Source organism: Anaerofustis stercorihominis (genome assembly GCF_024623185.1).
Taxonomy (GTDB): Bacteria; Bacillota; Clostridia; order Eubacteriales; family Anaerofustaceae; genus Anaerofustis.
In genome coordinates this window covers 1-14,030 of sequence record NZ_JANJZK010000013.1, presented here as the reverse complement: position 1 = coordinate 14,030, position 14,030 = coordinate 1, and the positions used below count along the sequence as shown (strand labels likewise).

Below are 14,030 nucleotides of genomic sequence, written 5' to 3'. Positions count from 1 at the left end.
ATAAAAAGTTAGATATAAATAAATCTAAACTCTATTTTAATTGTTTTTATATTTTTTAATGTAAATATATTTCACTATAATATTTCTTTACTTGGACTGATCTCATCAGGATTTCAAAATATAATATTGGATATTATAAACATTTCCATGATCACCTCTTTTGGAATTATAATAATAACATTTATATGTTCTGTTATCTTTATATTTTCAACATTCATTCCCGATAAACATCCTTTTATTATAAAATCAAAACGTTTCTTTGTGGATTCTGCAATTCATTTAATGAAGTGTAATAAAAACTTTTTTCATTTTTTTATATCGTTATCTTTAGTATCATATTTACTTAATAATTTTAAGATCTTATATCAAGTAAATAATATCATTTCTTCAAATGATATATTGAAAATTTTTACAATATTCATTATTTTGTCTAATGTCATATTTTTAGCTTTAGATTACATTCAAATATTGTTTACGGGAACATACTATTTTGAAGAAAATGAAAACTCATTTTAATGTTTTCCAATTTTATATGTCTTGAAAATAACAAAAAGAGCTATAGAAAATATAGCTCCTTTTTTATATTAATTAAAAATATATAATCAAATTATTCTAAGTTGAGTCTGTTTTCCATCATATACTTAGTTATAAAGAAATATACAGCGTTAAGTATCAATATATATAAGATTATCCCGATGAATAATAAATGGAACGCCGCAGTGTTGTTTAATGAATTCATCATCGATGTTAAAGGATTTGAAAATAACATTCCAACAATAGTCGTGATTACAGTTAAAATCAATGATAAGACCATATATGCTCCGAATGAACATAATATCTTATTCTTTTTAGCCGAAAAACCTATTGCCATAGACGCATATACATTGAGTATCTTTGATGAACATCCAAGTATCATAATGATAACAAAATATATAAGTCCCATAAATACCAGTCCGCCTTCTTTGGTAAATACAGCATTGATCACTTCTTTGAAAGAAGCCCAGTCTATATCCGTGATATTAAGAGAGCCCGAAACCATAACAACTACAAAGATAGAAAACAATACTACTATCCCCGTTACTATAATCCAAAATGTGCTTATTATAATTTTGCTCAATATTTCTTTAGCTACTGTTATAGGAAGTGTATGAGTCAAATATCCCTCGTTTGATAAATCAGATTTATAAAATCTGAAAATACCAAGTAAAGCCGATAATATAAATATGCCTATGATACCCAAAATATATGCTGTCATTCCTACACCGCCGAAAAGATTGATAAAAATATTGTTTTCGCTTATATGAGGTTCGATAACCCCGAAGAATAATCCGTTAAATATTGATATAAGTAATAAAACAATAATTGCAGGAAGCATCAATCTTTTTGTCGCTTTAAATTCATATTTCATTAATTTTCTTAACATCTGAATTCCTCCCTAAATAGATTGTCGATAGACATTCCTTTTTCTTCCCTTATTTTATCTGCGTCACCATTTAAAACTACCTGTCCGTTTTTTAGAAAAATAACTTCATCCAATACCTTTTCTATATCGGAAATCAAATGAGTTGAAATAATCACCGTAGAATCTTCCGAGTAGTTATTTATAATGGTATTTAATATATAATCTCTGCTTGCGGGATCGACTCCCCCGATAGGTTCGTCTAAAAGATAAACTCTGGCTTCTCTGCTCATTACCAGAATAAGCTGAACCTTTTCTTTTGTACCCTTTGACATGGTCTTAAGTTTGTCGGTAGGATTTATTTTAAGACTTTCAAGCATTTTGTAAGCTTTCTTTTTATTGAAATCATTATAAAAGTCTTCAAAGAAGTCCATTAGTTCATCTACTCTCATCCATTCATTTAAATAGCTTTTGTCGGGAAGATAAGAAATTATCTCTTTTGTTTCTATCCCCGGTTTCATACCGTCTATCATGATCTCTCCCCCGGAAGGAACAAGAAGTTTGTTCATTAACTTTATAAGAGTAGTCTTACCGCTCCCGTTAGGACCAAGAAGACCTACTATCTTACCCTTCGGGATACTTAAAGTAACATTATTTAGAGCAAGTATTTCGTTGTATTCCTTGAATAAGTTTTTAATTTCAATCAAATTACTCATCTTTTTTCCCTCCCACAGCTTCTTTTATTACAGATATGATATCTTCGTCTTTAAAACCGATCTCTCTCATCTTAAGTAAAAAATCATCTACATATTCTCTGGCTAACAATTTTCTTCTCTCCTTAATTACATTTTCGTCTTCCGTCACAAATCTTCCGCTGGTCCTTGAAGAAAAAACTATGTTGTTTTTTTCAAGTTCACTGAAGGCTTTCTGAACAGTATTTGGATTTACATTTGCTATACTTGCAAATTCTCTGACCGATGCAAGTTTGTCGGATGCCTTGTATTTTCCTTTAAGTATATCTCTTTCTATATATGAAGCTAATTGCAGATATATAGGTCTGTCACTTTTAAATTCCCATTCCATATTTGTCCGTCCTTTCTTGTATTATTGTATTAATTAACTAATACAATAATACAATGGTATTTATATTTTGTCAATACCTTTTTGAAAAATATTAAATTTTAAATATGAATAATAATTTAAAATGAAAATATAATGAAATTAAGAAATAATATATTTAAATAATTACATAAATATGGTAAAATGATTTGAATATAAAAAGGAAGTATAGATAATGAAAAGAAATAAAAAAATCACTTTAATATCAATTATTCTAATGACTTTATTATTAATACCATCAATTACTTTTGCAAAGCCCGACACAACCGATGAAGAAACCACAAGAGAAGTCGGTGACAGTATAACGAACGTAACCCAGGGAAAAGAAAACGGATATACGTATAGGATAAAAAATAAAAAAGCATATATAATGTCATACAATACAACAGAGGAAAGTATAAAAAGTCTTGTTATTCCCGATAAGATAAAAGACTGTCCGGTTGTAAGTATACAAGATGAAGCATTTAAAAATGTACCTGCAAAAAGTATCGTGATCCCAAAATCGGTAGAAACGATAGGAGATTTTGCTTTTTATAATTGCAGTGAACTTGAAGATCTAACAATAAAGGGATGTAAAAAAATAAATACTTATGCATTTTCCAGCTGTTTGAATTTAGAAAATGTAATTATCGAAGAAGGATGCAAAAAAATAGAAGAGAGTGCATTTTTAAACAGTACAATGAGTACAGTTACACTTCCCTCAACCCTTAAGGAAATAGGAAGCAATGCATTTACAAATTGTTCAAATCTTACATCGTTTACCGTAGCTGATAACAATAAATATTTTAAGAGCATAGACGGAGTATTATATAGTAAAGATGAAAAAACATTAATAGCGTATCCTTCCGGTAAAGATTCAGCTAGCTATACTGTCAATGAAAAAACTACGACTATACAAAATTCTGCTTTTTATGGGAATAAAAATCTCGAAACGATAACACTTCCTAAAAAACTGAAAAAAATAGGTGCTTTGTCTTTTTATAATACAAAACGTTTAAAAAGTATTGAAATACCAAAGAAAGTATCTACTATAGGAAGTGAAGCTTTCTACGGCAGCGTAAGCTTATCAAATGTTACGTTAAAGGGAACAAATACCATAAGCAAAAATGCATTCGCAGAATGCGAAAGTTTAACCGATGTAAAATTATCCGACAGCTTAACGGAAATAAAAGCAAATGCTTTTGAAAATTGTACTATGCTTAAAAACATTGACCTTCCCGATTCGATCGAAATTATGGGAGCTTCAGTATTCAGGGGCTGTGTAAGTTTAAATAAAGTAACTATGCCCAAAGGTGTAAATTATATCAGAGACTATGCTTTTGCGGACTGTACTAACCTTACAGAGGTTGATTTGGGTACAGGTGTGACAAATATAAATAAAAAAGCATTCAGCAACTGTCCTAAACTCACTAAATTTATTGCACCGTCATATAATTTAGGTTTCATAGGAAAGACCGTTTTTGATGACAGCAAAAATGTAGTTATATATGCTCCATATAATTCTTATGCATTAAGATATGCGGATGAAAATAAAATAAATACAAAAAATATTGATGCAGAATATTAAAAAAAAGGAAGATATATATCTTCCTTTTTTATTACATTTCATCAAAGCCGAATAATCTTGCCTGACCTTTCGGTTTTGCACATCCTATATCGCAGTACATTTCAAGGACTGCCTGATACACCGGAGTATTATCCACTCTATGTAATATCCCTCCGTCTTTTTGCATCCAGTCAAAGTCGTCTAATTGGAATAGAGAGAAATCTTTGGTTGAGATAAAGTCCATTGTCCCCTCTTTTAAATATCTTTCTTTAAAAATAGGTATACCCGCAAAAGACATCGTCTTATACCCGCCTTTGATATCCGTGTATTCGATATTTCTTTTATAAGACTGATATAGATTTTGGAATGCTCTGGCACCTCCATAGGTAGTATGGATATAATCTATAGTGGAACCCATTTGTTCTTCACATAAATCAATAGCGTACTGCATATCCATTTCCGTTAAAGGATGAGCACCGTCTGCTTCCTCCGCTGCTATTTTATTTGCGTTAAACCATGAATTTGCGGTCCTGTCTATACCGTAAAGATTAGGGCTATTGAATACCGAGTCGATACCCGTTAGTTCCATATCTTTGTTTCCGGTAAAGACGATATAATCCGCTGATACAGTTCCCGATGCATTGGACTCAACAGTCAAATCGGAAGGTAAATTCAATATAATGGTATTTGCTTTATAATCTACATCCTTGATTTCCAAAGCTTCCATATCCGCAAATTCCTTATTTTCACTGTTATCGATTATATCAATAAATTGACCGGGATAAAAATATTTGCTGTTTTCGACATTTACGGTCGCTTCACCTTTTTTATATACCCATGTACTGTCATTCTTCTTTATGCATGTCACTTTACCCGAACCGTCTGACAAATACTGTCTTCTGATATTATCCTTTGCGTCTGTAAGCAGATCCTGCATTTGTGCGGTAAGCATATTTGCAAAGCTCCCTTTATCCGTTCTGGAAGCTTTGATGAGTTTAGACGAAATACTTAAAACCGCAAACAGGTTCTTTGTTTCCCAAGTAGCCTGTACATATTTTCTTGCATTTGCGGTAGGAAGAAGCCCGTCTTCGCTTCTGTTTCCTATACCGCCGTGTCTTCCGTACTGAAGGGCCATTTTGATATTTCCCCCTTCGACATCTTCGCTGTTACGGGTAATCATTGCAAAAAACGGACCCGAGTCTTCATTCAAAGATGCTCTTACAGGGGATAAAAAATAAGATTTAAGTGCTTGATCTGCACTTTTAGTTGTTGTAACTGACATATAATCACACTCCTTTTATATTTATTCAAGGGATTTTAAAAATAATTTTGCTGCGTCTGCAAAGTTTTTTGGTTCTTCCTTTTTGGTATAAGATGTATAACCGTCTTCATCTTTAAAGACCAGAGGCATTTTCATTTCATCCAAATCTTTAAGATAGTTTTCTATTACCACATTCTTTACCATTTCATTTTGTGCTATCTTATCTATATTCTTTTCGATATAATCTTCTATATCCGGAAGTTCTTCCACTGAATACTTGCACATGTTATACGCCGCAATCAAACCGTCATATCCGCTTTCATATAAGTACTTAACCTTTTCGCCGTCAATATTTATGACTTCGGTATCGATTTTCTTTAAAATGCTGCTTTCCAGACTCTTAAAATCCTCATATTTTTCTCTTAACTTCGCTATATTTTCTTTAAATATATAACCTTTTTCAATTTCGGATTTTTCTTTACTTAACTTGTTATTTTCTTCTTCAAGCTCTCTTATCCTAAATTTCAAGCTCACTACTTCGAGATTTTCCTTAGATGAATACTCACTCTCTTCATCGATGTCTTTCTCTTGTTCAACATTTTCTTCCAAAGACTTTTTAACTTTTGTACTGTCTATATTTTTTTCATTATTCTTTATATTTTCGTCTTTGGTATTTTCTTTTGTAGGTTTGACATCCTCTTTCTTTTTATCATTTTCTTTGTTATCGGTTTCACCCTGAAAATCCTTACTGTTTTTTTGATTTATGGGATTTTTGATTTTTTTCTTATCATCTGCAAACAGCTGCATATTTGAAATATTATAATCAATCATTTCTCCACCTCCTCTCAGTTAAATACTTCTATCTAAATATAATCAAAAATAAATGAATTAAATCAGTATTAAATTGTTACAATTGTGAATAAGTGATAAAAAATTGATTAAAAATGAATTAAACTTGTATTTTACAAGTTTACACGGATTTATTATTGTGATATATTTATATTAAATTGTGTATGTGGGATATATAATAAATTTAAATTTTTAGGGGGATAGTGAGGATGAAATATATCGTTGAAAGAGATTTATTTATGAGCAAACTGCAAAATTACCTTAATGAGATGGACGAAAAAGGATATGATCTGGTGGATGTTTTTGTATCAGAGCAGGATATAAAAGACGGTAAAGAGAACAAATATCAACGTGCAAGCAAAGTTACCGTTATCATGAGTAAATAATTTATACCAATATGTAGAAAAATATAAAAAAGATTTGACTATATATGCTAAAATAGAGTATTATTAGACCGAAGATAGAATAAGAAAAATGCTAAATTTTTTTGAAAATATTTTCGGTTTTATTTTATTATTAAATAAAATAGATATAAAATATTTATATGGAGGAAATATAATGTTTAAACAATGGGATGGATTTAAAGAAGGTTTATGGAATGATAATATCAACGTTGATGATTTTATTAAGATAAACTATACCCCATATGACGGAGACGAAAGTTTTCTTAAAGGACCTACAAAAAGGACCACGGAATGTAACGAAAGAGTTAAAGAACTTTTAGTCGAAGAAAGAAAAAATGGCGGTACTTTAAAAGTTGATGCATCTAAGATCATGAGAGTAAATGCTTTTGATCCGGGATATATAATAGAAGGAAAAGATATAATAGTAGGACTTCAAACAGATGAACCTTTAAAGAGAGGTATTTGTCCGTTCGGAGGGATAAGAATGGTAAAATCCGAGCTTAAAGAATACGGCGCAGAGCTTCCAAAAGAAATAGATGATATGTTTAATTATATCACTACACATAATGACGGCGTATTCAAGGCTTACTCTCCGGATATCAAAAAAGCTCGTCACTTGGGCTATTTGACAGGTCTTCCCGACGCTTACGGAAGAGGAAGGATAATCGGAGACTACAGAAGATGTGCCTTATATGGTATAGACAGACTTATCGAAGAAAAGAAAAAAGACCACGACGAAGTTTCTTCAAGACCGGTAATGCTTGAAGAAAATATAAGAGTTGCGGAAGAGATTTCACACGAAATAGACGCATTGAAAGAAATCAAAAAAATGGCAGAAAAATACGGTTATGATATTTCAAAACCTGCCAAAGATTTCAAGGAAGCGGTTCAGTGGACATACTTTGCTTACCTTGCGGGTATCAAAGAAGAAAACGGAGCAGCTATGTCAATAGGAAGGATTTCTACTTTCCTTGATATCTACGCTGAAAGAGATTTGGCCGAAGGAAACTACAATGAAGAACAGATTCAGGAAATCATGGATGACTTCATTTTAAAACTAAGAGTTGCAAGACACCTTAGAACGAATGAATATAATGAACTCTTCGGAGGAGACCCAATGTGGATAACGGAAGGTATCGCAGGGGTCGGCGAAGACGGAAGACACAGAGTAACGAAAAACTCTTACAGGATATTAAATACTCTATATAACCTCGGAGCCGCACCTGAACCTAACTTGACTGTATTATGGTCTGAAAAACTTCCTGAACCGTTCAAGAAATTCTGTGCACAGGTTTCAATAGATACAGACTCAATACAATATGAAAATGACGATGTAATGAGACCTCACTGCGGTGACGACTACTCTATCGCATGCTGTGTATCCGCTATTCAAATGGGACAGCAGATACAGTTCTTCGGAGCAAGATGTAACCTTGCAAAGATACTTTTACTTTCTCTAAACGGAGGTAAAGAAGAAAAGACAGGAGACAGCATGGGACCTCAAATGGAACCTGTGGGAGACGGTCCTATAGACTTTGACGATGCATGGAAGAGATATATGGAATACATAGAATTCTTCATGGGACTATATGTAAATACAATGAATATAATCCACTACATGCATGATAAATACGACTTTGAAAAGAGCCAAATGGCATTCCTCGACTCCGAAGTAAAAAGACTTATTGCTTTCGGTGTTGCGGGATTATCCGTTGCAACAGATTCATTATCAGCAATCAAATATGCGAAAGTAACTCCAATCAGAGACGAAAACGGACTTATCGTAGATTACAAAACAGAAGGCGACTTCCCTAAATACGGGAATGACGATGACAGAGTAGATGAAATAGCAGTTAAAATAACAGAAAAAGTTATCGAAGAGCTTAGAAAACATCCTTCATACAGAAATGCGGTTCATACTCTATCTATCTTAACAATCACTTCAAACGTAATGTATGGCAAGAAGACTGGTAACACTCCTGACGGAAGAAGAGCGGGAACACCTTTCGCACCGGGAGCCAATCCTATGCACTGCAGAGATAACACAGGAGCGATAGCTTCACTTAACTCGGTATCAAAAATCAAATGGGATACATGTCAGGACGGTATTTCAAATACATTCAGCATCACTCCCGATTCACTGGGCAAGGATAAAAAGTCAAGAAATGAAACATTGGTTAAATTACTAAGCGGATATTTCAATCAAGGTGCTCATCACTTAAACGTAAATGTTCTAAATAAAGAATTATTGATGGACGCTTATGAAAACCCTGATAAATATCCAAGCTTAACGGTCAGAGTTTCCGGTTATGCGGTAAGATTTAACGCACTGTCAAAAGCTCACCAAAAAGAAGTTATAGAAAGAACTTTCCACGAAAGTTTATAATCTGAATTAAATGATACCGGTCTTATGTCCGGTATCATTTCTTAATTAAGAATTATTATAAGAGGATAGAAAAATGGTTAAAGGCAGATTACATTCCATAGAAACATTCGGAGCCGTAGACGGTCCGGGAATAAGGACGGTTTTTTTTCTGCAGGGGTGTCCGGCGAGATGTCTTTACTGTCACAATCCCGACAGCTGGAAAATAGGAGCCGGAAGTGAAGTAGATGCAGAAACTTTAGTTAAAAGAGCTAAAAGAGGCATCCCCTACTACGGTGACGACGGCGGAGTGACATTCTCGGGAGGAGAACCTTTACTTCAAGGCGAATTCCTTATCGAAGCAATAAAAGCACTTAAAAAGGAAAACATAAACTGTGCCATAGATATAAGCGGGACGTATTACGATGAATTCTCACATGAGGCAATAAACCAAGCGGACTTGATACTTTTGGATATAAAACACACAAATCCCAAGCAGTTTACTAAAATAACCAGCAGAAGTCAGGAAACACTGTTTAAAATCATCGAAGATATAAATGAACTTGGTAAAAAAGTTTGGATAAGACAAGTAATAATCCCGGGTATAAATGATAACGAAGAATACATTGAGAGTTTGAATGAATTTATAAAACAAATAAAAAATGTAGAAAAAGTGGAACTTTTGGGATATCATAACATGGCAATAAACAAATACGAAAAACTGGGAATGGACTATAAATTAAAAGACGTAAAACCTATGGATAAAGCTAAACTGGATAGATTAAATAGCATGGTAAAATATTAAATAAAAAAAAGCTTTCAAAATTGGAAAGCTTTTTATTTTTTATACCTAGCTTGAATAATCGAGTATATTCTTTCTTGCTTTTACAAGTTCAATTTGATTTTCAAGAAGTTTATTTTGAAGTTCGCTTATAGACCTTCTGTTGAGTTCTATTTCACTTCTCATAGATGTGAACTTTTCCTTATACTCTTCAAGTAAATCTTTCAATTCTTCATTCTCGATTTCAAGTTTTTCATACTTATACTGCATGGAAAGTCTTTTTGCTTCGTTTGCTTCGGCTTCTTCCAAAGCTGACATCAATTTTTCCTTGTAATCGGTAAGTATTTCATATTCTTCCTTGTCTTTTCTGAGGTCTTCCACCTCATCCTTTAAGGAGAATAATTCTTCGCATAAGTTAAGTGAAGATAACACTGCAGCCGTATAAGGATTCATATAAGGATTGTTTTTCTTTACTTCCTTGATGAGTTCATCTACAAAGCCTGCAACTTTCTTTAAGCTGTCTTCATCATTATCTGTTATTATAGTGTAATTAGTACCTAGAATATTAACAACGACTCTATTCTTTGGTGTGTTTTTTTCTTCCATCTCTATCACCCATTCACTTTACAAAAATATATAAATTTATCAAAATACAATATATAAATATATAATACCACAAAGTTTACTATAAAAAAAAGAAAAAATTAGAAAATTGCATAATTTTTTCTCTTTTAATCGTATATATAACATTAAATAATATTTATTACGTATTATATATACTATTACGTTTATTAGTGTAATATTTTTATCAAATTTACTTTAAATATTTTATATTAAAGTTTACTTTTAAATCAATATTTATACTTCACTCAAGATACTGTCAAGTATTTCAATGCATTTATCAATGTCCTCTTTGGAAATAATAAGAGGCGGTACAAACCTTATTATGTTCGTTCCGGAATTAAGCAGCAGAAGTCCTTTTTCAAGAGCTTTATTTATAATATCCGAAACAGAGAAATCAAGTTCCATACCAAGCATAAGACCTACTCCCCTTACATCTGATATGAAAGGATATTTTTCTTTTAGACCCTCAAGCTTTGATTTCAAATATTTACCTTGTTCTTTTACATTATCAAGGATACCTTCGTTTAAGATTTTGTTTATAACATATTTGCTTGCGGTAGAAGCAAGCGCATTCCCTCCGAAGGTAGAAGCGTGATTTCCCGGCTCAAACCCTTTCGCCTTATCTTCGCTTACTAAAATCGCACCTATAGGAAAACCTCCCCCGAGACCTTTAGCCATTGCCACGACATCGGGAACGACGTCAAAATATTCATAAGCAAATAAATATCCGCTCCTTCCGATACCGCACTGGACTTCGTCAAAGATAAGAAGTATATCCAGCTCATCACATAAGTTTCTTACCTTTTGTAAAAACTCTTTCGTTGCGGGTCTTATGCCCCCTTCACCCTGAACCGGTTCAAGGATTATACCGCAGGCACCGCTTCTCGCTTCCTTTTCAAGGGCTTCAAAGTCCATAAAATCAACATGAGTGACATCGGGCAAAATAGGTCCGAGCCCCTTTTGATACTTAAGCTGTCCCGTTGCGGTTATGGAACCGAAAGTCCTGCCGTGAAAAGAATTTTTCATTGCTATTATTTTGGTTTCTTTATTCTTGAATTTATAAGCGTAAAGTCTTGATAACTTTAAAGCAGCTTCGGTAGCCTCAGCTCCCGAGTTACAGAAAAATACTCTGTCCAGCTTGCTGTTATCCACTAAAAGTTTTGCAGCTTCTACGTTCGGCTTTGTATAATAAAGGTTTGAAACATGGTAGAATTTCTTCATCTGCTCATTCAAAGCATTATTAAGCCCTTCATCGTTATATCCGAGAGCATTTACCGCTATGCCCGCTACAAAATCAAGATACTTATTTCCTTTATCGTCATATAGATAAACCCCTTCTCCTCTGTCGAAGACTACAGGGATCCTTCCATATGTATTCATTAAAACTTCATTTCCGGTCTTAATTATATCTTCCATTTCTTACTCCTTGATCATCGTTCCTATCCCATAGTTTGTAAATAATTCTATTAATAAACTATGTTCGACTCTTCCGTCTATTATATGTACGCCTTCAACGCCGTTTTCAACGCTTTCTTTGGCACCCTTAATCTTCGGTATCATTCCTCCGTCTATCGTGCCGTCGTCTATAAGACCTTGTACATCTCCTATATTTATCTGCCTGATAAGCTTTTTATCCTTATCGAGGACTCCTTCTATATCCGACATAAACAGTAGTTTCTTTGCACTCAGTGCACTCGCCACATGACAGGCAACAAAATCCGCATTGATATTGTAGCTGTGTCCCGTCTCATCAACACCAACAGGCGCTATGATAGGAATGAAATCATCATCGATAAGTTTTGCTATAAGCATAGGATTTACGCTTTTTATCTTACCTACATATCCTATATCGTCTCCTCCCGGAGTATGTTTTTCGACTTCCAGTATATGACCGTCCTGTCCCGAAATACCTATGGCATTCATTCCCTGATTTGTAAAGAGGGAAACCAAGTCTTTATTTACCCCTCCGGCAAGGACCATCTGTACTATATCCATAGTTTCATTGTCGGTATACCTAAGTCCGTTTATAAACTTATGTTCTTTACCGACCCTATCTAACATCTTATTTATATCTTTTCCGCCGCCGTGAACTATCACAGGCATTATACCGACAAGCTTCATAAGAGCGATATCATTTATCACACTGGCTTCCATTTCTTTATCTACCAGTGCCGCTCCGCCGTATTTGATTACCACTATCTCACCGTAAAACTCTTTTATGTAAGGAAGAGCTTCTATTAAAATATTGGCTTTTTCCATATATTTATCGTCCATCAGCTTCTGTACTCTCCGTTTATTTTTACATATTCGTAGCTTAAATCACAGCCCCATGCAGTTGCCTTTTCATTTCCCATATTCATGTTTATATCTATTTCCAATTCAACCTGCTGCAGTATCTCAAGAGCTTTTTCTTCATCAAAATCAAGGGCTATCCCGTCTTTATAAAGTTCGATTTCCCCTTTTGCACTTTTAAAGGAAAGAGTTACTATATTAGGATTGAACTTTACCCCCGAGTATCCTGCGGCACAAAGTATTCTGCCCCAGTTCGCGTCTTCTCCGAAGAACGCCGTCTTAACAAGGGAAGAACCTATGATGCTCTTGGCTATCTTCTTAGCATTTTCTTTTGTATCGGCATTTAATACATTTACAGCCATGAACTTCGTAGCACCCTCTCCGTCTTTTACGATTTGAGTTGCAAGATGTTTGCATACAAAAGTAAATGCGTCTTTGAACACATTATAATCCTTATGTTCTTTTGTAAGAAGTTCGTTTCCCGCCATTCCGTTTGCGAGGGCTATAACGCTGTCGTTTGTGGAAGTATCTCCGTCGACGGAAATCATGTTATATGTATCGTCGGCTATTTCTTTTAAAAGTTCTTTAAAAGTAGCGTCGTCTATGTTTACATCTGTAGTGATAAAGGAAAGCATAGTCGCCATATTCGGATGTATCATTCCCGACCCCTTGGCAATGCCTCCTATTTTGACTTTCTTATCATCTATTATTATTTCAACCGCCTTATCTTTTATAAAAGTATCCGTCGTAAGGATACCTTCCGCACAGTTTATCCCTGAAACTATATCATCATCGAGAGCAAGAGAAACTTCTCTTATCCCCATAATAATGGTATCCATAGGAAGCTGAACTCCGATGACTCCCGTAGAATTGACATATACGTCTTCAGGTTTCAAAGCAAGACAAGCTGCCGTCTCTTCAGCCATTTTATATGTATTGTTAAGTCCTTCTTCTCCCGTGCAGGCATTTGCATTCCCACTGTTTATTATTATGGCTCTGGCTTTTTTGCCTTTATTATATAATTCCATATTGTGAAGTACGCTTGAAGCCTTTACCTCATTGGTAGTAAATACTGCCGCGACATTACATGGTTTCTCGGAATATATAAGAGACATATCTTTTCTCTTTCTCTTAAGTCCCGTAGATTTGCCGGCAGCATAAAATCCTTTTGGTGCAACAACGCATCCTTTTTCTGTTTTCATTTTTTACTCCTTACTATTATTTGTAAGGCTGAGCCTTACAATTCCTACAAGGGATTAACCCTTAAAACTCAATGCAGGGCTCCGCCCTACGACCCGCCAATATTTTTCCAAAGATAAAAATATTGGATAAAAATCTTTCACTCATACGCCGTGAAGGCTTAAAACGCTCTCATATATCCTAAAAATCTCTG

The 14,030-nt window shown here is 34.0% G+C and carries 13 protein-coding genes; 4 read left to right on the top strand and 9 right to left on the bottom strand.

Translation table 11 applies throughout. The features are described 5' to 3' along the window. Window positions 1-607: 607 nt before the first annotated feature. From NSA01_RS08200 to NSA01_RS08190, 3 genes are read right to left on the bottom strand one after another with little or no spacing between them, the layout of a single operon-like run. A complete protein-coding gene (locus tag NSA01_RS08200) occupies window positions 608-1,423 on the bottom strand; it encodes a hypothetical protein (RefSeq protein WP_257480987.1) in 816 nt (271 codons plus the stop codon). Beyond that, window positions 1,417-2,115, bottom strand: a complete 699-nt coding sequence (locus tag NSA01_RS08195) for an ABC transporter ATP-binding protein (RefSeq protein WP_257480986.1) — start codon at window positions 2,113-2,115, stop codon at window positions 1,417-1,419. The genes NSA01_RS08200 and NSA01_RS08195 overlap by 7 nt, the downstream gene beginning before the upstream one ends. Then, complete coding sequence (locus tag NSA01_RS08190; protein WP_257480985.1) at window positions 2,108-2,482, bottom strand: GntR family transcriptional regulator; 375 nt, start codon at window positions 2,480-2,482, stop codon at window positions 2,108-2,110. The genes NSA01_RS08195 and NSA01_RS08190 overlap by 8 nt, the downstream gene beginning before the upstream one ends. A 211-nt stretch (window positions 2,483-2,693) precedes the next feature. Between NSA01_RS08190 and NSA01_RS08185 the strand changes: the two genes are divergently transcribed. Next, window positions 2,694-4,085 (top strand): leucine-rich repeat domain-containing protein, encoded by a 1,392-nt coding sequence (locus tag NSA01_RS08185; protein ID WP_257480984.1) that lies wholly within the window; start codon window positions 2,694-2,696, stop codon window positions 4,083-4,085. A 31-nt stretch (window positions 4,086-4,116) separates the two neighbouring features. Here the strand turns inward: NSA01_RS08185 and NSA01_RS08180 are convergent, their stop codons facing one another. Together NSA01_RS08180 and NSA01_RS08175 are read right to left on the bottom strand one after the other, a co-directional pair. After that, window positions 4,117-5,346, bottom strand: a complete 1,230-nt coding sequence (locus NSA01_RS08180) for a phage major capsid protein (protein ID WP_257480983.1) — start codon at window positions 5,344-5,346, stop codon at window positions 4,117-4,119. 21 nt (window positions 5,347-5,367) lie between these two features. Further along, window positions 5,368-6,156 (bottom strand): hypothetical protein, encoded by a 789-nt coding sequence (locus NSA01_RS08175; protein WP_257480982.1) that lies wholly within the window; start codon window positions 6,154-6,156, stop codon window positions 5,368-5,370. A 227-nt stretch (window positions 6,157-6,383) separates the two neighbouring features. Here NSA01_RS08175 and NSA01_RS08170 point away from each other — a divergent pair, with 227 nt between their 5' ends. The 3 genes from NSA01_RS08170 (at window position 6,384) to pflA (ending at window position 9,745) form a co-directional block, all read left to right on the top strand. Further along, window positions 6,384-6,560, top strand: coding sequence for a hypothetical protein (locus NSA01_RS08170; RefSeq protein ID WP_007049347.1), 177 nt, complete (start codon window positions 6,384-6,386; stop codon window positions 6,558-6,560). A 172-nt stretch (window positions 6,561-6,732) separates the two neighbouring features. Beyond that, complete coding sequence (pflB, locus tag NSA01_RS08165) at window positions 6,733-8,964, top strand: formate C-acetyltransferase (protein WP_257480981.1); 2,232 nt, start codon at window positions 6,733-6,735, stop codon at window positions 8,962-8,964. Between the two features lie 73 nt (window positions 8,965-9,037). After that, a complete protein-coding gene (gene pflA / locus NSA01_RS08160) occupies window positions 9,038-9,745 on the top strand; it encodes a pyruvate formate-lyase-activating protein (protein WP_257480980.1) in 708 nt (235 codons plus the stop codon). Window positions 9,746-9,790: 45 nt separating this feature from the next. On the opposite strand, the gene NSA01_RS08155 is transcribed toward pflA, so the two are convergent. The 4 genes from NSA01_RS08155 to argJ form a co-directional block, all read right to left on the bottom strand. Next, window positions 9,791-10,327, bottom strand: coding sequence for a cell division protein ZapA (locus NSA01_RS08155; protein ID WP_007049350.1), 537 nt, complete (start codon window positions 10,325-10,327; stop codon window positions 9,791-9,793). Window positions 10,328-10,579: 252 nt separating this feature from the next. After that, window positions 10,580-11,761 (bottom strand): aspartate aminotransferase family protein, encoded by a 1,182-nt coding sequence (locus NSA01_RS08150; protein WP_257480979.1) that lies wholly within the window; start codon window positions 11,759-11,761, stop codon window positions 10,580-10,582. 3 nt (window positions 11,762-11,764) lie between these two features. Then, a complete protein-coding gene (argB, locus tag NSA01_RS08145) occupies window positions 11,765-12,619 on the bottom strand; it encodes an acetylglutamate kinase (protein ID WP_257480978.1) in 855 nt (284 codons plus the stop codon). Further along, window positions 12,619-13,839 carry a bifunctional ornithine acetyltransferase/N-acetylglutamate synthase gene (gene argJ, locus NSA01_RS08140; protein ID WP_117532038.1) on the bottom strand — a complete coding sequence of 407 codons (1,221 nt, stop codon included), beginning with the start codon at window positions 13,837-13,839 and terminating at the stop codon, window positions 12,619-12,621. The genes argB and argJ overlap by 1 nt, the downstream gene beginning before the upstream one ends. Window positions 13,840-14,030: the final 191 nt, after the last annotated feature.